Genomic DNA, 20,276 nt, shown 5'->3' on the forward strand with positions numbered 1-20,276 from the left:
CCGGCTTGTCGGTGGCCCCTCCTACGCTGTCTTCCATGCCGCCCAAGACCGCGTCCGCCTTCGCCTGCTCCGAGTGCGGCTGGACCACCGCGAAGTGGGTCGGCCGCTGTGGTGAGTGCCATGCGTGGGGCACGGTCGACGTCGCCGGCGGCAGCTCGCGCACCGGCCGCACCAGCGCCGGACCGGTCTCCAGCCCCGCCGTCCCGATCGCCGAGGTCACCGCCACCGAGGCGGCCGCGATGGGCTCGGGCATCCCCGAGCTCGACCGCGTGCTCGGCGGTGGCGTCGTCCCCGGCGCGGTCATGCTGATGGCGGGCGAGCCGGGCGTCGGCAAGTCCACGCTGCTGCTCGAGGTCGCGGCCCGCTGGGCGCGCGCCGGGCGCCGCACCCTCTACGTCTCGGGCGAGGAGTCCGCGGCCCAGGTGCGCCTGCGGGCCGAGCGCACGGGGGCCTTGGCCGACGAGCTGTTCCTCGCCGCCGAGACCGACCTCGGCGGTCTGCTCACGCACATCGACGCGGTCAAGCCCAGCCTGCTGATCGTCGACTCGGTCCAGACCATCGGGTCGGCGTCGGTCGACGGCGTGCCCGGCGGCGTCACCCAGGTGCGCGAGGTCGCCGCCACGGTCATCGGCCGCGCGAAGGCCGAGGGCATCGCCACGCTGCTGGTCGGCCACGTCACGAAGGACGGATCGGTCGCCGGACCGCGCGTGCTCGAGCACCTCGTCGACGTCGTGCTGCAGTTCGAGGGCGACCGCACCAGCCGGCTGCGCCTGCTGCGCGCCACCAAGAACCGCTTCGGCCCGGTCGACGAGATCGGCTGCTTCGACCTCGTCGACGCCGGCATCGTCGAGGTGCCCGACCCCACAGGCCTGTTCGTGTCCCGCCACGAGTCGCCGGTCGCGGGCACGTGCGTCACCGTCACGATGGAGGGCCGCCGGCCGCTGCTGGCCGAGGTGCAGGCGCTCACGGTCGCGGCCACCACGCCGTCGCCGCGGCGCTCGTCCAGCGGCCTGGACTCCTCGCGCGTCTCGATGCTGCTCGCGGTGCTGAGCAAGACGGGCGTCTCGCTGGGCAACCAGGACGTCTACACCGCCTCGGTCGGCGGTGCCCGACTGCACGAGCCGGCCGTCGACCTCGCGGTCGCGCTGGCCGTGATCTCGGCCGCCGGGGGCTCGCCGCTGCCCGGCGGACTCGTCGCGATCGGCGAGGTCGGACTGGCCGGCGAGGTCCGGCCCGTACGCGGGCTCGAGGCCCGCCTGCGCGAGGCCGCGCGCATCGGCTTCACCCACGCGATCGTCCCCACCGGCACCGAGAGCCTCGACCGCGTCGGCCTGAAGGTGCTGCGAACCGGAGATCTCGCCGCTGCGCTCCGGGCGCTGCCCTAGGATGAGGCCGACCACTACGTGAGCGAGAGCGAGAGACGTCGTGCCGGCTTCCGACCTGCGGGCGACCCTGAGCTCCGTCGCGCCCGGAACGGCGCTGCGTGAGGGTCTGGAGCGCATCATGCGAGGGCGCACCGGCGCCCTGATCGTGATCGGTCAGGACCGCGTGGTCGACTCGATCTCCACGGGCGGCTTCGCCCTTGACGTCCCGTTCACCGCCACCGGCGTCCGCGAGCTGGCGAAGATGGACGGCGCGATCATCCTCGACTCCTCGGCCACCCGGATCATGCGCGCCGCCGTCCACCTCATGCCCGACCCGTCGATCCCGACCACCGAGTCCGGCACCCGCCACCGCACCGCCGAGCGCGTGGCCCGCCAGACCGGCGTCCCGGTCATCTCGGTCTCGGCGTCGATGCACACGATCGCGCTCTACCAGGACGACCAGCGCTACGTGCTGGAGGAGCCCACCGTCGTCGTCAGCCGGGCGAACCAGGCGCTCCAGACACTCGAGCGCTACCGCACGCGCCTCGACGAGGTCTCCGACGCGCTGTCGGCCCTCGAGGTCGAGGACCTCGTCACCGTCCGCGACGTCACCGCCGTCGCCCAGCGCCTCGAGATGGTGCGCCGCATCTCCGACGAGATCGAGATGTACGTGCTCGAGCTCGGCTCCGACGGCCGTTTGCTCTCGCTCCAGCTGAACGAGCTCGTGGGCGGCGTCGACGCCGAGCGCACGCTCGTGGTCCGCGACTACCTGCCGCCGGGCTCGGACGAGCAGGCCGCGAAGGTTCTCGACGCGCTGGCCGAGCTGGAGTCCCAGGAGGTCCTCGACCTCGGCATCGTCGCCTCGGCGCTGCACATCGGCGACGGCAACTCGCTCGATGCCTCGGTGTCGCCGCACGGCTACCGGCTGCTGGCGCGCATCCCGCGCCTGCCCGGCTCGGTGGTGGAGCGCCTCATCACGCACTTCGGCACGCTCCAGCGCCTGCTGGGCGCCAGCCTCGACGACCTGCAGGCCGTGGAGGGCGTGGGCGACCTGCGCGCCCGCGGCGTCCGCGACGGCCTCTCGCGCCTCGCCGAGTCCAGCATCCTCGAGCGCTACGTCTGACGCTCAGTCGTTGCCGGCGGTCGAGCTGGCGGTCGGCCGCGCCGGTGTCGGCTGCGACGCCGGCTTCTTCGTGGGCGCCGTCGTGGGTTGGGTGGTGGCCTTGGTCTCGGGTGTCTCGGGCGTCTCGGGAGCGCGCCGCGCGAGCTTGAACGTGACCTCGCCGGGCTCGCCGCCGTACGTGCCGATCTTGAGCGTGTAGGTGCCCGGGGGCGCGAAGCCCTCGCTGGTGCCGCAGCCCGCGCCGGAACCGCGGCCGGTCCACTCGACCGACGTGACCGTGCTCCAGCCGGCCGGGATCGCGACGGCCTCGTCGAAGAACGCTGCCCGGCAGACCGAGGAGTCGTAGATGGGCGCGCGCTCGGTGTCGACCACGGCGAGCAGCTCGCTCGCGCTGGGGCGGAAGGTGCAGGCGGCGCCGTCGAGCGCGGTCAGCATGAGGTCCATCCGGACCGGACCGCCGGCGAACTGACCGGTCGGCACGGAGGGGACGATGCGCACGTTGTCGGGCTCGCACAGGGCCGCATCGGTCTCGATCGCGACGGAGACCTGGTCGGCGGGCGGCGCGGTGGTGGGCGGGCTGCTGGGAGTGGTCGGGGTGGGCGTGGGCTGCGTGGCGGCGGCCGGCTTCGGCTCGTCGTCGCCCATCAGCTCGACGACCTTCACCACGCCCCAGGCGAGCGCGAGCAGGGCTGCCAGCACGAGGAGCCGACGACGCCAGAAGACGTCGCGTCCGACCGGCCTGTTGCTCACCGCACCACGTTATCCGTCCGTCCCGGCGTGAAAGGATCGACGCGCCATGCCTGCCACCACTCCCCCGCCCCGCGAGCTGCACGAGCGCATCATCGACTGGTTCGGCGTCCATCGACGGAGCCTGCCGTGGCGCGACGACCCGGCGCCGTGGCGCGTCATGGTCTCCGAGCTCATGCTCCAGCAGACGCCCGTCGTGCGGGTGCTGCCGGTGTTCGAGGCGTGGATGGAGCGCTGGCCGACCCCGGCGGATCTCGCGGCCGAGCCCTCGGGCGAGGCGGTGCGCGCCTGGGGTCGCTTGGGGTACCCGCGGCGCGCGCTGCGCCTGCACGCCGCGGCCACCGCGATCGTCGCCGACCACGGCGGCGAGGTGCCGAGCACGTATGAAGAGCTGCTGACCCTGCCGGGCGTCGGCGACTACACGGCGGCCGCGATCGCCTCGTTCGCGTACGGGCGGCGGGCGGTCGTCCTCGACACGAACGTGCGGCGGGTGTTCGCCCGGGTGGTCGAGGGCGTGCAGTACCCGGCGCCCACGGTGCGGCGGGCCGAGCGCGACCTCGCGACCTCGCTGCTGCCCGACGACGAGGACCGGGCGGCCGCCTGGGCCGCGGCGACGATGGAGCTCGGCGCGCTGGTGTGCACCGCGCGCTCGCCCCGCTGCGAGGCCTGCCCGGTCGCCGACCTGTGTCGCTGGCGCGCGGCCGGCTACCCCGAGCACGACGGACCGCCGCGACGCGGCCAGGCCTGGCACGGCACCGACCGCCAGTGCCGCGGCGCCCTGATGGCCGTGGTCCGCGACGCCGACGGTCCGGTGGCACCCGAGGTCGTCGCCGCCTCCTGGTCGGACGCCGCCCAGCGCGAGCGCTGCCTCGACTCCCTCCTCGACGACGGGCTCCTCGACCTCACCCCCGACGGCCGCCTCACCCTCCCCGGCTGACCCCGCCCCGCCCGCCTGCCCCGGCCCGCCCGCCTGCCCCTCCGCGAGTGGCGCCACTCGGCGTCGGCGGTCGACCGGAGGCCGCAGCTACGGGGCGGAGGCCTCGATGGCGCGGACGAGGATCTCGCGCAGCACGTCCTGCTTGCGGGCGTTGTACTCCATGACGTGCCCACCGCCGGCGGAGGCGGCCAGCTTCGCGGCGGCGTAGCGGTCGCGGTCGTCGGGATGGGTGCGCAGCCAGTCACGGAAGATGCGGTGCCGGACGGGCTCGGTCGCCTCCGGCCCGAACACGTGCACGTTGGCCCGGGGGTCCGCGCACCGCAGCAGTCGGTGCCCCTGCCACCACGGCTCCCGTACCGCCAGCACCAGACCGACGGCCTCGAGCGCAGGCACGTACGCCGCCTCGTCGTCGGGGTCGGGGACGATGACGTCGACGTCCACGATCGGCTTCGCGGGCAGCCCCGGCACCGAGGTCGAGCCGACGTGCTCCACCACCACCGACGGACCGAGCGCCCCGGCGATCTGCGCACGCAGCGCCTCGAAGTCGCTCGCCCACCGCGGATCCGGCTCGGCGATCGTCAGGTCGGTCCCGGGCCCGAACCCCTCGACCCACGGACTCGCCCCGGCCGGCGCCGGCGCCTCGCTGAAGTCCAGCAGCCTCTCGCGGTCCACCCACCGACCGTAGCCGCTCACTTCACGAGGTTTTCTGTCACTTCGCGAGGTTCGCGAACCTCGTGAAGTGACAGTTTCCCCGGTTAACCGGGGAAACTTCCATCCCCGCGCACGACGAAGGGCCCGGGTCAGGTGACCCGGGCCCTTCGTTCAGGCGGTGCTCAGTCGTCGGAGCTCGCGCCGGCCTCGACGGCCGGCGGGACCTCGGGCAGCTCGAGGTCGGCCTTCGACGTGCCGGTGAAGGTGAACTCACCGTCCACGAAGTCGACCAGGACGATCTGACCGGCGTGGAGATCCCCGTAGAGGAGCTTCTCGGCCAGGGCGTCCTCGACCTCGCGCTGCACGGTGCGACGCAGCGGACGCGCGCCCAGGACCGGGTCGAACCCGACCTTGGCGAGCTGCTCCTTGGCCGCGGACGTGAGCTCGATGTCGATGTCCTTCTCGCCGAGGCGCTGCTCGAGCGAGCCGATCATCATGTCGACCATCTGCAGGATCTCGTCCTGCGTCAGCGGCGGGAACACGATGACCTCGTCGACACGGTTGAGGAACTCGGGACGGAAGTGCTGCTTGAGCTCCGTCGAGACGCGCTCCTTCATCCGCTCGTACGTGCCGACCGCGTCTCCGGCCTGGGCGAAGCCCAGGTTGACGCCCTTGGAGATCTCACGCGCACCGAGGTTGGTGGTCATGATGATCACGGCGTTCTTGAAGTTGACGACGCGACCCTGACCGTCGGTGAGGTGACCCTCCTCGAGGATCTGCAGGAGCGAGTTGAAGATGTCCGGGTGGGCCTTCTCGATCTCGTCGAACAGGACCACGCTGAACGGCTTGCGGCGCACCTTCTCGGTGAGCTGGCCGCCCTCTTCGTAGCCGACGTAGCCCGGAGGCGAGCCGAACAGGCGCGACACCGTGTGCTTCTCGCTGAACTCGCTCATGTCGAGCTGGATCAGCGCCTCGTCGTCGCCGAAGAGGAAGTTCGCCAGCGCCTTGGACAGCCACGTCTTGCCGACGCCCGAGGGGCCGGCGAAGATGAACGATCCACCGGGACGGCGGGGGTCCTTCAGGCCGGCACGCGTGCGGCGGATCGCCCGGGACAGGGCCTTGATGGCCTCGTCCTGACCGATGACGCGCTTGTGCAGCTCCTCCTCCATGTGCAGGAGTCGGCTGGACTCCTCCTCGCTGAGTTGGCCGACCGGGATGCCGGTCGCCTTGGCCAAGACCTCGGCGATGAGGTGCTCGTCGACGACCGCGACCTGGTCGAGGTCGCCGGACTTCCAGGCGCGCTCACGCTCGTGCTTGGCGGCGATGAGCTTCTTCTCCTCGTCGCGCAGGCTGGCGGCGAGCTCGAAGTCCTGGGCGTCGATCGCGCTCTCCTTGCGGCGGCGAACGTCGGCGATCTGCTCGTCGAACTCCTTGAACTCCGGCGGAGCGGCGGCGCGACGGATGCGCAGGCGCGCACCGGCCTCGTCGATCAGGTCGATCGCCTTGTCCGGCAGGAACCGGTCGCTCACGTAGCGGTCGGCCATGGTGGCCGCCGCGACGAGCGCGTCGTCGGTGATCGAGACCCGGTGGTGGGCCTCGTAGCGATCACGCAGCCCCTTGAGGATCTCGATGGAGTCGACGACGGACGGCTCGTTGACCAGCACCGGCTGGAAGCGGCGGTTGAGGGCCGCGTCCTTCTCGAAGTGCTTGCGGTACTCGTCGAGCGTCGTGGCGCCGATGGTCTGCAGCTCGCCGCGGGCCAGCATCGGCTTGAGGATGCTGGCGGCGTCGATCGCGCCCTCGGCGGCACCCGCACCCACCAGGGTGTGGATCTCGTCGATGAACAAGATGATGTCGCCGCGCGTGCGGATCTCCTTGAGCACCTTCTTGAGGCGCTCCTCGAAGTCACCGCGGTAGCGCGAGCCGGCCACGAGGGCGCCGAGGTCAAGCGTGTAGATCTGCTTGTCCTTGAGCGTCTCGGGCACGTCGCCGCGCACGATGTCCTGCGCCAGGGACTCGACGACGGCGGTCTTGCCGACGCCGGGCTCGCCCACGAGGACAGGGTTGTTCTTGGTGCGACGGCTCAGCGTCTGCATGACGCGCTCGGCCTCGTCGTCCCGGCCGATGACCGGGTCGAGCTTGCCCTCGCGGGCGGCCTGCGTCAGGTTGCGGCCGAACTGGTCGAGCACGGCGCTGGAGGCGGCGGGGGCCTCGGGGGCCGAGCCGGTGGCCTCGGACTCCTTGCCCTGGAAGCCGCTGACCAGCTGGATGACCTGCTGGCGGACGCGGTTGAGATCGGCGCCCAGCTTCACCAGGACCTGGGCGGCGACGCCCTCGCCCTCGCGGATCAGGCCGAGCAGGATGTGCTCGGTGCCGATGTAGGTGTGGCCCAGCTGCAGCGCCTCGCGCAGGCTCAGCTCGAGCACCTTCTTGGCGCGCGGAGTGAACGGGATGTGCCCGCTGGGTGCCTGCTGGCCCTGACCGATGATGTCCTCGACCTGGCCGCGGACGGCTTCGAGCGAGATGTCAAGGCTTTCCAGTGCCTTTGCGGCAACGCCCTCACCCTCGTGGATGAGGCCCAGCAGGATGTGCTCGGTGCCGATGTAGTTGTGGCTGAGCATGCGCGCTTCTTCCTGCGCGAGCACCACGACTCGTCGGGCCCGGTCGGTGAATCTTTCGAACATGTCGGTCCCCTCTGCTGGACTGGTCTTTTCAGCATAGACGGGTCTGGGTGACCCGCCTCGCCGTGTCCAGTTGCTTAACTCAACCGTCATGCACCCGTCGGGCTTCCACTGTTCGCTGTCGGCGGAATCGGGCCGGGAGTGCGGCGTTCCCGCGGCGGCTCAGCGCATGAGCGAGTCCCGGGCCGGAGGTGCCGCCGCATGGGCCGCCGAGGCCGCCGGCTTGCCGACGAGCGCGGTCTCGATGCTGAGCCCGCCCGACGCGGAGCGCTCGCCGACCACCTTCACGGGGTTGGCGTACGGCGCGACCGAGCCGGTGACCTCGAAGCGGGCACGCCCGTCGTCGAGTTCGGCGCGGCCCACGTGGACGACACGGCCGCTCGGCCGAACGAGCCACAGCCACGGCCGGGTGCCGCCCGTCGCGTCGCGGTCGTCGCTGAGCACGTAGCAGTCCAGCGAGTAACGCTCCGAGCACACGCGCTCGCGCACCATCACGCCGAGCATCTGCGGCACCGACAGGTCGGCCTCGCCGACCTCATCGGCCAGGGCCACGGCGCCGGCGGCGCCCGAGCAGGTGAACGTCAGCAGGTCGCTCGGCCGGAACCCGAGCGCCGGCACCTCGGCGCGGACGGCCTCCAGCACGGTCGCGCGGGACACCTTGGCCCGCCCGCCGAACGTGATCTCCTCGCCGCGACGGCGGCCGAAGTCGGTGACCTCGGCGGTGGCCGGGACCAGCACCTCGGGCCGGTGGGCGCGGTAGCCGATGAGCATCCGTGCGGTCAGGACAGCGCGCCCGGCGGGCGTCGCGAGCGGCGGCTGCGACCGCGCGAGGTCGGGCAGCGCCGACTCGTCGCCGACCCGCGCCAGCGACTGGGCAGCCCGGCGCACGACCGTCGGATCGGTGTCGGCGAGCGCCCGCGTGAGGGCCTCGGGGACCTCGGGGTCGCGCCGGCGTCCCAAGGTCACGGCCGCGAGCGAACGCACCCGCGGCTCGGCATGGGCGGTGAGCAGCTCGACGGCCACCGGGGTGGCGCGCTCGGAGCCGCGTCGGGCCAGGGCGGCCAGGGACTCCTTCGCGATGTCGCCGCGAGAGCGGTGGGCCAGCTCGACGAGCTCGTCGTCGCCGCGCTGGTCCCAGGGAGTGAGGTCAGGCATGATGCGTCCTTTCGGGAGCGGGGCTCACTGGCCCGCGCGGGTCTGGCAGCGGCCGCGCACGGTGCTGCCCTGGCCCGACGTCAGCAGGACCGAGCTGCGGGCGCTCACCGCGCAGCGCGTCTGGGCCATGAGGTTCTCCCGCGCCGACGTGGCCGTCGGGCAGGCGTCCCCGTGGTTGTGGGAGAGGTCGAGGAAGTGGCCGAGCTCGTGGGCGGCGGTGCGCGAGAAGCCCTCCGCCGCGCGGCCGACCTCGCCGCCGACGAGACCGTCGGACTTGCCTCCCTTGCCGCAGTCGCCGGGCACCGGCGAGATGCCGACGAAGTCGTCGCTGATGTTGGCGACCAGGAACATGTCGATCCCGTCGTTCGGGACGCCCCAGTCGTCGGACAGGTCGTCGGCCTCGGACTCGCTGCCGATGTCCTCGTAGCCGTCGGCCGCGGGCACGTCGATCCAGAAGTACTGCACGCGCCCGAGGCCGAGCGAGGCGTCGGCGTAGATGCGGCGGATCCGGTGCACGGCGTAGTCCACGCGCTCGTCCGCCTCCGACAGGGTGACCGACGCGGCGTCGAAGCCGACCTCGATCAGGTTGAGGTGGACGTGCTTGCGCTCCAGGGCGGTGAACGCCTCGCCCAGGGTGACCTGGACCGGAGTTCCCGTGGCCGGGTCGGGCGGCGGCGTGCCGCGCCAGAACCCGAGCACGTCGCGCATCACCGAGAGGTCGCCCGTGCCGCCGAGGCCCATCGCACTCATCGCCTGGCGCACCGAGCGGACGCTCATGGCGTGACCTCGGACTCGAGCGCAGTGACGCGGGCCGTGAGGTCGGCGATCGCGGCGGTGGCGGCGGTGAGCTCGGTCGTCAGCGCGGTCACCTGGCCCTGCAGGGACGTCAGCGTCGCCGCGACGTCCTGGCCGGCGACGACGGCGCCGTCGGGCATCGTCACGCGCCCGTTGACGACCACGCCGCCGGTGTAGTCGCGGTCCCAGTTCAGCACCAGGGTGTCCCCGAAGCCGTGGACGAGCGCGCGCCGGAACGGGTTGCGCCGCAGCGAGCCGAAGATCCGCCCGCGACGGTCCGCGCCGCCGTCGAGCATGAAGTCGGTGCCGAACTGCTGGTGGATGCGGCTGCGCACGATCAGCCAGTCCCGGTTGTTGAAGCCGGAGATCTGCTTGCACGCGTTGACGCTGACGCCGCCGGGGTAGTCGTGGTCCCAGTTGAGGGTCAGGCCGTCGTCGAAGTCGTGGACGAGGGCCCGCCGGAATGGCGTGTTGGTCCGGCGGCGCGCGGCCGCGTCGAGGATGAGGTCGTTCGCCGTGGCGCGCACGACGAGCCCCTCCAAGTGGATGATGTCGCCTTCGAAGCGGATGTCGGTCATCTCGGTGGTCCTGTCGGGAGGTGGGGGTGCTGGCGGGGAGGCGCCCGGTGCCGGGACTGATACCCGGCACCGGACGCGCTCAGCTCGGCATGACGTCGTAGCCGCCGGGGCCGGGGGCCGGCGGGTCCTCGACCTTCGCGAGCGTGTTGATGCTGACGTGCGGCCACTTGATGCGGCCCGGGCCGCCGTCGAAGCGGTCGAAGAAGTCCAGCTGCACGACCTGGGCGTACTGCAGCCGCAGGTCGATGCCGCCGTCCGCGTTGCGGACCTCCTGGATCCAGAAGGTCGACTTCATCTCCGAGGCGTTGGCCTGGCGCACGATGAACGGGATGTTCGAGATGCCGCCGGTGGCGACGGTGCTGTCGAACTCGAGCCGGGTGGTGCGCACGATGTCGACGCCCTCGTTCGCCGCCTTGAGCAGCGCGGTCGAGTCCACGGGGTTGAACAGCCCGCGGAACGGCGCGTCGCGGAAGTGCTTGTAGGGCTGCAGGTACGGGTTGGCGTCGACGTCCTGGTTGACGCCCAGCGGCAGGGCGTTGATGCCCGGGATCGTCGGCGGACCGTCCGATACCGTCGCGACGCCCAGGCCCAGCACCGAGTCGCCGTGCGGGATCGTGGCGAGCCGGGCGATGTCCACGACGTCCTCGTCGAGCGGGTCGGTCATGCTCAGGAAGAGACCCGGCTCGTGGTGGATCGCAGTGTCCGGCGCGCCGGTCAGGCTCGTCGACGGGAAGTCGTCGGAGACGATCTGCTTGATGCCCTGCTCGTAGTCGAGCGCGACGAGCAGCTGGTCGGCGTTCGGCGTGAGCCCAGCCGCCGCCGGGGCGATGCCGCGGTTCGGCACCGCCTTGTCGACGAGGCTGAACGTCAGCTTCTCGTTGTACTGGTTCATCAGCAGCCGGTACGGCGGCCGGAACGTCGCACCCTGCGGCGGGCCGAAGGGCAGCGCGATCATGTTCCAGCCCCGGCCCGCGAGGTCGGGCTCGTTGGACCAGGTGCCGGGCAGGAGCTTGAACGGACCGAGGTCCTCGTCGCCGGGCACGGCCTGCTCGACGGTGCGGAAGCGGCCGCGCAGGGCCTCCAGCTGTTCGGTCTTGGTTCTCATGGGGGACCCCCGGGGTGTGGAAGAGCTCCGCCGCCGACGCCCCGAGCGCGTGCCGGCGGACTGACGTCGTTGACGAGGTCCGCCCCGGAGCACCTGATACCCGATCGCGTCCTAGGTTGGGTCCATGAGTGCCGACATCCGCGCCAGGGTCCAGCAGCTCCTCCCCGGGATCCGCCGGGACCTCGAGGACCTCGTCCGCATCCCCTCGGTGAGCGCCGACCCGGCGCGGGCGGACGACGTGCGCCGCAGCGCCGAGGCGGTCGCGGAGCTGCTGCGTGCCGAGGACTTCGGCAGCGTGGACATCGTCAGCGCACGCGAGGACGGCGGCGCCCCGGCCGTCATCGCCCACAAGGCCGGACCGGCCGGCGCTCCCACCGTGCTGCTCTACGCCCACCACGACGTGCAGCCCGAGAACGACCACGCGGAGTGGGACTCGCCGCCGTTCGAGCCGACCGAGCGCGACGGGCGGCTCTACGCCCGCGGCGCGGCCGACGACAAGGCCGGCATCGCCGCGCACCTCGGCGCCGTGCGCGTCTTCGGCGACGACCTGCCCGTCAGCGTCACCCTGTTCGTCGAGGGCGAGGAGGAGGTCGGCTCGGACACCCTGCCCGAGCTGCTGCGCCGGCACCGCGACCGGCTCGCGGCCGACGTCATCGTCATCGCCGACTCGGCCAACTGGGACATCGGCGTGCCCGCCCTCACCACGAGCCTGCGTGGCCTCGTCCGCGCGGACATCGAGGTCCGCACCCTGACCCACGCCGTGCACTCGGGCATGTGGGGCGGGCTCGTGCCCGACGCCCTGATCACCCTGAGTCGGCTGATCGCCTCGTTCCACGACGACGCGGGCGACCTCGTGATCGAGGGCCTGCACCACGGCCCCGCCGCCGACGTCGAGTACCCCGAGGAGCGGCTGCGCGCCGAGTCCGGCGCGAACCCCGGCGTCGAGTGGATCGGCACGGGCGCCGTGGTGGAGCGCCTCTGGACCAGGCCCGCGCTGTCGATCACGGGTCTCGACGCGCCCGCCGTGGACGGCGCGAGCAACACCCTCGTCCCCTCCGCCCGGGCCAAGGTCTCGCTGCGGATCGCGCCCGGCGACACCGCCGAGAACGCGCTGGAGTGCCTGCGTCGTCACTGCGAGCAGCACGTGCCGTGGGGCGCCGAGCTCGGCTTCACCGCGGTGGACACCGGCGAGGCGACCTCGATCGACGCCACCGGACCCGCCTACGACGCGGCCCGCGCCGCCTTCACCGAGGCCTGGGACGGCACCGCGCCCGTGGACATGGGCATCGGCGGCTCGATCCCGTTCATCGCCGAGTTCCTCGAGACGTTCCCGCAGGCCAGCGTGCTGGTGACGGGCGTCGAGGACCCCGACACCCGCGCGCACGGCGCCAACGAGGGCCTGCACCTCGCGGAGTTCGAGCGCGTGGTCCTCGCCGAGGCCTTCCTGCTGCGGAACCTGGCCCGCGACTGACTACTCGCGGCGCTGCACCGGGAAGAGGATGGCCTCCCGGATGCCGATGCCCTGGAGCAGCATGACGAGGCGGTCGACGCCCAGGCCGATGCCGCCGGCGGGCGGCATGCCGAACTCGAGCGCGCGCAGGAAGTCCTCGTCGACGTCCATCGCCTCGGGGTCGCCGGCCGCCGCAAGACGCGCCTGCTCCTCGAGCCGCTCGCGCTGGATCACCGGGTCGTTGAGCTCGGAGTACGCCGGCGCCAGCTCGACGCCGTTGATGATGAGGTCCCACGCCTCGACCAGGCCCGGCGTGGTGCGGTGCTTCTTCGCCAGCGGGCGCACGGCCTCGGGGTAGTCGCACACGAACGTGGGCTGGATCAGCGTGTGCTCGACGAGCTTCTCGAAGAGCTCGAGCACGACCTCGCCCGCGCCCCAGCCGTCCTGCAGGGCGACGCCGTGGTCGCGCGCGACCTCGCGGACCTTCGCCTCGGGCGTGTGCACGTCGATCGCGGCGCCCGTGGCCTCGGCCACCAGCTCGTGGATCGTGGCGCGGCGCCACGGGGCCTCGAGGTCGATCTCGGTGCCGTCACGGCCCGGGACCACGGTCTTGCCCACCGCGCGCGCGGCGTCGACGACGAGGTCGCGGACCAGCTCGGCCATCGTGTCGTAGGAGCCGTACGCCTCGTACGCCTCGAGCATCATGAACTCGGGGTTGTGGGTGTTGTCGACGCCCTCGTTGCGGAAGGTCTTGCCGATCTCGTAGACCTTGTCGATGCCGCCCACCAGGCCACGCTTGAGGTGCAGCTCGAGGGCGATGCGCAGCAGCACCGGCTCGTCGAACGCGTTGAGGTGCGTGTGGAACGGGCGGGCCGCGGCGCCGCCGTTGGTGTGCTGCAGGACCGGCGTCTCGACCTCGATGTAGCCGTGACGATCGAGCGTGGCGCGCAGCGACTTCAGCACGGAGGCCTTCACGCGCACGTTCTGGCGCGCGTCCTCGCGGACGATCAGGTCGAGGTAGCGCATGCGGGTGCGGGCCTCGTCCGAGAGCGGCTTGTGCTCGATGGGCAGGGGACGGAGCGTCTTGGCCGCGATCTGCCAGCGGGTGGCCATGACCGAGAGCTCGCCGCGACGGCTGGTGATGACCTCGCCCGTGACGACGAGGTGGTCGCCCAGGTCGACGAGCGCCTTGAAGTCGGCGAGCGACTCCTCGCCCACCTCGGCCAGCGACAGCATCGCCTGGATCTCGGAGCCGTCGCCCTCGCGCAGCCGGACGAAGCACAGCTTGCCGGTGTTGCGCAGGAAGATGACGCGGCCGGCGATCGACACGACCTGGCCGGTGTGCGCGTCGGCGCCGAGCTGCTCGGGGTCGTGGGCCTCGACGACCTCACGGATCGTGTGCGTGCGCTCGACGAGCAGCGGGTACGGATCGACGCCGGAGTCCAGCAGGCGCTGGCGCTTCTCCCGGCGCACCCGCATCTGCTCGGGCAGGTCGTCCTCGGGAAGTTCAGGCGTCTCGGTCACGAGGCACGAGTCTAGTCGGCGGCTCGAGGGCGGCCGACACGGTCACTCGGCCGCGCGGCCCTCCTCGGCCAGGTAGGGCTCCACGCGACGCTCGGGACGCACCCCGGCCTTGTCGGCGAAGAAGGCGCGCATCACGTCCATGTCGGCCTTCACGTCGCCCGTGAGGTGGATCGTCGGGCCGATGCCGGTCGTCATGGTGGTGCGGTCACAGTACGCGAGCGTGACGGGCAGGTCGGCCTCGCGGGCCAGGCGGTAGAAGCCCGACTTCCAGCGCGGCACGTTCCCGCGGGTGCCCTCGGGCGTGATGACCAGCTGGAAGGTCTCGCCCGAGCGGGCCTGCTTCACGAGGTCGTCGACGAGTCCGGCCGGGTTCTTGCGGTCGACGGCCACGCCACCGAGCGCGCGCATGATCGGGCCCGCCGGGCCGCGGAAGAGCTCCTTCTTGCCGAGGAACTTCGGGCGGAAGCCGGCGCGCCAGGCGACGCCCAGCATGAGGACGAAGTCCCAGTTCGAGGTGTGGGGCGCCGCGAGCAGGATGCCCGAGTGCTGCGGCGCGGGCTCCGACCGGAACGTCCATCGGCTGAAGAACCAGTACACGTCGGCGACCAGGCGCAAGATCCTCATCCCCGGAGGCTAGCGCGGCACGACTCCACCCGCGGTCCCGGACGCACGTCGGCGGAAGTTCGGCCGATCCACAGGCTGCGTTCACCTCACGGTCAGGTGCGGCGGGCAGCGTGGAGCCATGACAGCACCGCGGATCACCGCCCACCGGGGGCAGAGCGCGACGCACCCCGAGAACACCATCCCCGCACTGCGCGAAGCGGTGCGCCTGGGGGCCGACGCCCTCGAGATCGACGTGCAGCCCACGGCCGACGGCTCGATCGTGCTGATGCACGACCGCTCGCCGCTGCGCACCACGAACCTGCGCCACGTGCGCACCGCCAAGGTGGGCCTGTCGGTCCAGCGGTTCACCCTGGCCGAGCTGGCCGAGCTCGACGCCGGCAGCTGGAAGTCGCCGACCTTCGCCGGGACGCCCGTGCCCACCCTGCGCGACGTCGTGCACGCGCTGCGCGGCACCGACGCGCGGCTCGTCGTCGAGCTGAAGCCCGCTCCGGTGGACCCGCGCTCCTACGTGCGCGCCGTGCTCGACGAGCTCGGCAGCCACAGCCGCGCCACGCTGATGAGCTTCGACCGTGCGATCTGCGAGGCCGCGCTGCCGGTGCACCATGCCGTGGGCCTGGTGACCCGGAGCCGCCCGAGCCGCGAGGACCTCGAGCGCTTCGACGAGTTCCACGTCAGCGCCCGCCGCGTGGACCGCGCGCTCGTCGAGCGCGTGCACCAGTCCGGCGGCACCCTGACGGCGTGGACCGTGGACGACCCGCAGCAGGTCGAGCGCCTCGGCGCCCTCGGGGTCGACTCGGTCACCACGAACGACGTCTCCGCCGCCCGCCCGGCGCTCGTCTGACTCGCCCGCCCGGCACCCCGCTCCACTTCTGGAGCGCGTTGCACCCATTTCACGTCGAGAACGGTGCAACGCGTTCCAGAAGTGGAGAAGAGGGCGTGGGGCTCAGCGATTCTTCGCGGCCACGAGGCGCAGGCCCTGCAGCGTGAGCTTCGGGTCGCGGGCGGTGATCGTCTCGCACTCGGTGAGCACGACCGCGGCGTGGCTGCCGGTGGCGATGACCGAGACGTCCTCGGGCTCCTCACCGAGCGAGTCGATCATCCGCTCGACGATCGCGTCGATGAGGCCCGCGAAGCCGAACACGATGCCCGACTGCAGCGCCTCGACCGTGTTCTTGCCGATGACGTCCCGCGGCGTCGTGATCTCGACGCTGCGCAGCTGGGCGCTGCGGCGCACGATCGCATCCAGCGAGACCTCGACGCCGGGCGCGATCGAGCCGCCGAGGTAGCGACCCTGCGCGTCGATCGCGTCGATCACCGTGGCCGTGCCCGTGAGGTCGACGACGATCGCCGGGCCGCCGTACAGCTCCTTGGCCGCCAGTGCGTTGACGATGCGGTCGGTCCCGACCTCGCGCGGGTTGTCGGTGTGGATCGGCACGCCGGTCTTCACGCCCGGCCCGACGACCCACGCCGGCACGTCGCCGTAGTAGCGCAGATAGGTGCGCCTCAACGCCACCATCAGTGCCGGGACGGTGCAGCACATGGCGATCTCGTCCACCTCGGGCAGGTTCGCGCGACGCAGGAAGCCCTCCACCACGAGGAACCACTCGTCGGACGTGCGGCGCTCGTCGGAGGCGACGACGAAGTCGGCGATCAGCTCGTCGCCGTCGAACAGGCCGATGCTCGTGTCGGCGTTGCCCGCGTCGATCGCCAGCAGGGTCATGCCCGTCGCTCGCTCATACGGTCACCAGGTCTCCGCGCTTGAGGCCCGAGTCGGCCGGGACGTCGGCGGCGTCGTGGCCCAGCGTGACGATCGAGTTGTCGGCGTCGACGAACACGACGCTCGGCTGCAGCTCGCGGGCCTCGGCGTCCTCGACCTGCGCGTAGGCGATGAGGATGACGATGTCGCCGGGGTGCACGAGGTGCGCGGCAGCGCCGTTGATGCCGATGACGCCCGAGCCGCGGGGCCCGGCGATCGTGTAGGTCTCCAGGCGGGCGCCGTTGGTGACGTCGACGATGTGCACGAGCTCGCCCGGCAGGATGTCGGACGCGTCGAGCAGGTCCTCGTCGACGGTGACCGAGCCGACGTAGTGCAGGTCGGCCTGCGTCACGGTGGCGCGGTGGATCTTGGACTTCATCATGGTGCGCAGCATGGGGTCACTTCCCTCTCTTCGCGACGTCCCCGAGAGGGACGGCGCAGTTGTCGAGCAGGCGCGGTCGGCCCACCCGGGCGGCCACCAGCAGGCGCGACTCCCGGCCGGGCTGGGCCGGTCCGAGGTCGGGGCTGGTGAGCACGAGATAGTCCGGGTCGATGCCGGCGTCGGCCAGCACCTTCCCGGCGGCATGGAGGACGGCCTCGGGGCCGTCGGGGCCGGCGTCGACGCCGGCGCGGAGGGCGGCCGAGATCGCGGCGGCCCGCTCGCGCTCGGACGCGGTCAGGTAGCGGTTGCGCGAGCTCATCGCGAGCCCGTCGGCCTCGCGGACCGTGGGGCAGCCGACGACCTCGACGCCCAGGCACAGCTCGCGCGCCATGAGCCGAATCAGCGTCAGCTGCTGGTAGTCCTTCTCGCCGAACACGGCGACGTCGGGACGCACGAGGCCGAACAGCTTCGAGACGACCGTGAGCACGCCGCGGAAGTGCGTGGGGCGCTCGGCGCCCTCGAGGATCGAGCCGAGAGGGCCCGGGTCGACCGTGATCGCGCCGTCGAGGCCGTGCGGGTACATCTCGTCCACGGTGGGCGCGAAGACGACGTCGACCCCGGCGGCCTCGCAGTGCTCGAGGTCGGCGTCGAACGTGCGCGGGTAGGCGTCGAGGTCCTCCCCCGGCGCGAACTGCGTGGGGTTGACGAAGATCGAGACGACGAGCGTGTCGGCGAGTGGACGCGCATGCCGCATGAGGCTCACGTGGCCGTCGTGCAGCGCGCCCATCGTGGGGACGAGGGCGACGGTGCCGGACGTCGCGGCGCGCAGCTCGGCCGCGGTGCGGACGACGGTGGGCATCAGCGGACCTTCTCGCGGATGACGGCCGTGCGGACGGCGTCGGCCGTGTCGGTGTCGATGCGGCCCGTGGACTCGGCGCGGTCCGCGGTGGCGGTGGCCAGCGCGGCGTAGGTGCGGCGCACCGACGGGTCGGCCAGGTGGGCGATGTGGGCGCGGACGGTGTCGACGTCACCGCGCGCGACCGGACCGGTGAGGGCGGCGTCACCGTAGGCCAGCGTGTTGTCGAGCGCGGCCTCGAGCAGCGGGCGCAGCACGGCCGCGGGGTCCTCGGCGCCGATCTGGCGCAGCAGGTCCATGGCCTGGGTGACGATCGTCGTCAGGTGGTTCGCGCCGTGGGCGAGGGAGGCGTGGTAGGTCGCGCGGTCGGCCTCGTCGACCCACATGACCGAGCCGTCGAGCTCGGCGACGAGGGTCTCGGCGGCGTCGCGGTCGGCCGGCGCGGCGGTGACGCCGAAGACGCAGCCGCGGTCGAGGTCGACCTCGGTGCCGGTGAAGGTCATGGCGGGGTGCATCGCGAGGGTGCGGGCGCCGGCGCGCGCGAGCGGCTCGAGGACGGCGAGGCCGTGGCGGCCGCTGGTGTGGGCGATCAGGCGGCCGGGACCGACGTGTGGGGCGAGATCGGCCACGACACCGGCGAGGGCATCGTCGGGCACGGCCAGGACGACGATCTCGGCGCGGCGCACGACCTCGGCGGGCTCCAGCACGGGGACGCCGCCGAGCAGGGTCTGCACGCGGAGGCGCGAGGCGTCGGAGCGTCCGCTGACGCCGACGAGGCGGTGGCCGGCTCGCTGGAGCCGGGCGGCGAGGACGGCACCGACACGGCCGGCGCCGACCACACCCACGCGGGGGTGCGACATGGATCTTGCCTTTCGTTCCAGTCCCGGAGCGGGTACCAGACAAAGTGACGCCGTCAGTCTACGTCGCGGATCCGCCTCATGTGCACTGAGGTGACCACGATCACAGTGGGACGCACGATGAGGCATGCGGGTGCCGCAGAGGGGCGAAAGGCCTCATCGTCCGTCCCCGCGAGAGCGGGTCGCTCTGCCACACTGGCGCCATGGCTCGGATCCTCATCCGTGCGGGCAAGGACCCGTTCACGGCGGTCGTACCCGAGACGACCCTGACGCAGGACGTCTTCAACTCCAACAGCGGGAACTTCCTGTTCCAGCACTCCGTGTGGAAGGCGCTCGACGTGGCCCCGCACGAGCTGGTCGCGAACTCCACGCTGAGCGAGCGCCGCGCGGCCACGGCCGACGACGCCGCACGCATGAACGACGAGTTCGACCATTTCGTCGTGCCGATGGCGAACTCGTTCCGCGCCGACTTCGCGGACAAGCTCGACAACCTCGCGGCCCTGGTCGAGCAGCTGACGATCCCCGTGACCGTGATCGGCATCGGCGCGCAGGCCCCCGCCGACCGCTCCTTCGACGCCCTCGCGGACGTGCGCGACGTGACCCGGCGGTTCGTCGCGGCAGTCCTCGAGCGCTCCGCGTCGATCGGTGTCCGCGGTGAGTTCACGCGCGACTTCCTCGTCGACCTCGGCTTCCCCGGCGACTCCATCGACGTCATCGGCTGCCCCTCGCTGTTCCTGCACGGACCCGACCTGAAGGTCCGCGACGTCCCGGCCTCGCTCGCCGAGGACGCCGCGCTCGGCCTCAACCTGACCCCCGAGGTGCCGGGCATCGGCGCCTTCGCCACCGAGCAGGGCGCCCGGCACCCGAACCTGACCTACGTCGGCCAGGACCAGCACGACCTGAGGCTGCTGCTGTGGGGCGTCCCGCACCCGCACGTCACCGACCCGCTCGTGCCGGCGCACCTGCGGCACCCGCTGTACCAGCAGGACCGGATGCGGCTCTTCGTCGACACGTGGTCCTGGTACGACTTCCTCGCCCAGCAGGACTTCGTCTACGGCACCCGCTTCCACGGCAACGTGGCCGCGCTGCTGGCGGGCACGCCCGCGCTCATGCTGGCGCACGACTCGCGCACCCTCGAGCTGGCCGAGTACCACCGGATGCCGCACCGGCTGCAGCCGCGCTTCGACGAGCCGGTCCGCGTCGAGGACCTCCTCGAGGCCACCGACCTCGCGCCGTTCCACGAGGCGCTGCCCGAGCGCTTCGACCGCTACGCCGCCTTCCTCGAGCGCAACGGCCTCGAGCACCGCTGGCAGCCCGGCCGCGACGCCTCGCAGTTCGACGACCGGCTCGAGGCGGCCTCGTTCCCGCCGGCCGTGCACACGCTCGCGCGCCCCGATCTCGGCGAGGTCGCGGCCCGGCTGGACTGGCTGCGGCACGCGATGGTCATCGACATGACGCGGCACCCGAAGCGGTACGACTACCCCTTCGACACGCCGGCCTACCAGGGCGCAGGCTCGCGCCACGCCCGTCTGGCCGACCAGCGCGACGAGCGGGCGAAGCGGCAGCAGCAGCGGATCGACGAGCTGACCGCGCGGATCGACCGCCTCGAGCGCGTCACCCCCGGCGGCCTGCTCGTGCGGCTCGCGCGCAGGCTGCGCGCGCTCTTCCGCAGCTGACGGCGCCCCGCACGA

General features: G+C 72.3%; 19 protein-coding genes. 6 read left to right on the forward strand and 13 right to left on the reverse strand.

Going from position 1 to position 20,276, the window contains the following annotated elements; translation table 11 throughout:
- Positions 1–35 precede the first annotated feature (35 nt).
- Both radA and disA read left to right on the forward strand, forming a co-directional pair.
- On the forward strand, positions 36–1,385 hold the full coding sequence (gene radA, locus O3S82_RS14960; protein WP_179422548.1) for a DNA repair protein RadA: 1,350 nt from the start codon (positions 36–38) through the stop codon (positions 1,383–1,385).
- Positions 1,386–1,425: 40 nt separating this feature from the next.
- The gene (gene disA, locus O3S82_RS14965; protein ID WP_179422546.1) at positions 1,426–2,487 is read left to right on the forward strand and encodes a DNA integrity scanning diadenylate cyclase DisA; all 1,062 of its coding nucleotides are present in this window, start codon (positions 1,426–1,428) and stop codon (positions 2,485–2,487) included.
- A 3-nt stretch (positions 2,488–2,490) separates the two neighbouring features.
- Here the strand turns inward: disA and O3S82_RS14970 are convergent, their stop codons facing one another.
- Complete coding sequence (locus O3S82_RS14970; protein ID WP_269303868.1) at positions 2,491–3,237, reverse strand: hypothetical protein; 747 nt, start codon at positions 3,235–3,237, stop codon at positions 2,491–2,493.
- 46 nt (positions 3,238–3,283) lie between these two features.
- Between O3S82_RS14970 and O3S82_RS14975 the strand changes: the two genes are divergently transcribed.
- Positions 3,284–4,171, forward strand: coding sequence for an A/G-specific adenine glycosylase (locus O3S82_RS14975; protein ID WP_179422542.1), 888 nt, complete (start codon positions 3,284–3,286; stop codon positions 4,169–4,171).
- Positions 4,172–4,258: 87 nt separating this feature from the next.
- Here the strand turns inward: O3S82_RS14975 and O3S82_RS14980 are convergent, their stop codons facing one another.
- From O3S82_RS14980 to O3S82_RS15005, 6 genes are all read right to left on the reverse strand, one after another.
- The gene (locus O3S82_RS14980; RefSeq protein ID WP_269303870.1) at positions 4,259–4,843 is read right to left on the reverse strand and encodes a GrpB family protein; all 585 of its coding nucleotides are present in this window, start codon (positions 4,841–4,843) and stop codon (positions 4,259–4,261) included.
- Between the two features lie 161 nt (positions 4,844–5,004).
- Complete coding sequence (locus O3S82_RS14985; RefSeq protein WP_269303872.1) at positions 5,005–7,506, reverse strand: ATP-dependent Clp protease ATP-binding subunit; 2,502 nt, start codon at positions 7,504–7,506, stop codon at positions 5,005–5,007.
- Positions 7,507–7,665: 159 nt separating this feature from the next.
- On the reverse strand, positions 7,666–8,658 hold the full coding sequence (locus tag O3S82_RS14990; RefSeq protein WP_269303874.1) for a HEAT repeat domain-containing protein: 993 nt from the start codon (positions 8,656–8,658) through the stop codon (positions 7,666–7,668).
- 24 nt (positions 8,659–8,682) lie between these two features.
- On the reverse strand, positions 8,683–9,435 hold the full coding sequence (locus O3S82_RS14995) for a hypothetical protein (RefSeq protein WP_269303875.1): 753 nt from the start codon (positions 9,433–9,435) through the stop codon (positions 8,683–8,685).
- On the reverse strand, positions 9,432–10,031 hold the full coding sequence (locus tag O3S82_RS15000) for a hypothetical protein (RefSeq protein ID WP_269303877.1): 600 nt from the start codon (positions 10,029–10,031) through the stop codon (positions 9,432–9,434). Before O3S82_RS15000 ends, O3S82_RS14995 begins: the two co-directional genes overlap by 4 nt.
- Before the next feature lie 79 nt (positions 10,032–10,110).
- On the reverse strand, positions 10,111–11,136 hold the full coding sequence (locus O3S82_RS15005) for a heme-binding protein (protein WP_269303878.1): 1,026 nt from the start codon (positions 11,134–11,136) through the stop codon (positions 10,111–10,113).
- Positions 11,137–11,260: 124 nt separating this feature from the next.
- Between O3S82_RS15005 and O3S82_RS15010 the strand changes: the two genes are divergently transcribed.
- Complete coding sequence (locus tag O3S82_RS15010) at positions 11,261–12,607, forward strand: dipeptidase (protein ID WP_269303880.1); 1,347 nt, start codon at positions 11,261–11,263, stop codon at positions 12,605–12,607.
- On the opposite strand, the gene lysS is transcribed toward O3S82_RS15010, so the two are convergent.
- Both lysS and O3S82_RS15020 read right to left on the reverse strand, forming a co-directional pair.
- Positions 12,608–14,065: a lysine--tRNA ligase gene (gene lysS, locus O3S82_RS15015; RefSeq protein ID WP_179427899.1), complete on the reverse strand. Its 1,458-nt coding sequence runs from the start codon at positions 14,063–14,065 to the stop codon at positions 12,608–12,610.
- An 87-nt stretch (positions 14,066–14,152) separates the two neighbouring features.
- Complete coding sequence (locus tag O3S82_RS15020) at positions 14,153–14,734, reverse strand: 1-acyl-sn-glycerol-3-phosphate acyltransferase (protein WP_269303881.1); 582 nt, start codon at positions 14,732–14,734, stop codon at positions 14,153–14,155.
- A 118-nt stretch (positions 14,735–14,852) separates the two neighbouring features.
- Here O3S82_RS15020 and O3S82_RS15025 point away from each other — a divergent pair, with 118 nt between their 5' ends.
- Positions 14,853–15,575, forward strand: a complete 723-nt coding sequence (locus O3S82_RS15025; protein WP_269303883.1) for a glycerophosphodiester phosphodiesterase — start codon at positions 14,853–14,855, stop codon at positions 15,573–15,575.
- Between the two features lie 102 nt (positions 15,576–15,677).
- On the opposite strand, the gene O3S82_RS15030 is transcribed toward O3S82_RS15025, so the two are convergent.
- From O3S82_RS15030 to O3S82_RS15045, 4 genes are read right to left on the reverse strand one after another with little or no spacing between them, the layout of a single operon-like run.
- Complete coding sequence (locus O3S82_RS15030; protein ID WP_179422515.1) at positions 15,678–16,454, reverse strand: type III pantothenate kinase; 777 nt, start codon at positions 16,452–16,454, stop codon at positions 15,678–15,680.
- Positions 16,455–16,467: 13 nt separating this feature from the next.
- Positions 16,468–16,884 carry an aspartate 1-decarboxylase gene (panD, locus tag O3S82_RS15035; RefSeq protein WP_179422512.1) on the reverse strand — a complete coding sequence of 139 codons (417 nt, stop codon included), beginning with the start codon at positions 16,882–16,884 and terminating at the stop codon, positions 16,468–16,470.
- Between the two features lie 4 nt (positions 16,885–16,888).
- The gene (gene panC / locus O3S82_RS15040) at positions 16,889–17,731 is read right to left on the reverse strand and encodes a pantoate--beta-alanine ligase (RefSeq protein ID WP_179422510.1); all 843 of its coding nucleotides are present in this window, start codon (positions 17,729–17,731) and stop codon (positions 16,889–16,891) included.
- A complete protein-coding gene (locus O3S82_RS15045) occupies positions 17,731–18,588 on the reverse strand; it encodes a Rossmann-like and DUF2520 domain-containing protein (protein WP_269303886.1) in 858 nt (285 codons plus the stop codon). Before O3S82_RS15045 ends, panC begins: the two co-directional genes overlap by 1 nt.
- 200 nt (positions 18,589–18,788) lie before the next feature.
- Here O3S82_RS15045 and O3S82_RS15050 point away from each other — a divergent pair, with 200 nt between their 5' ends.
- On the forward strand, positions 18,789–20,261 hold the full coding sequence (locus O3S82_RS15050) for a polysaccharide pyruvyl transferase family protein (protein WP_269303888.1): 1,473 nt from the start codon (positions 18,789–18,791) through the stop codon (positions 20,259–20,261).
- Positions 20,262–20,276 lie beyond the last annotated feature (15 nt).

The organism is Aeromicrobium sp. HA (assembly GCF_027171405.1).
In the GTDB taxonomy this organism is placed as follows: Bacteria; Actinomycetota; Actinomycetes; order Propionibacteriales; family Nocardioidaceae; genus Aeromicrobium; species Aeromicrobium tamlense.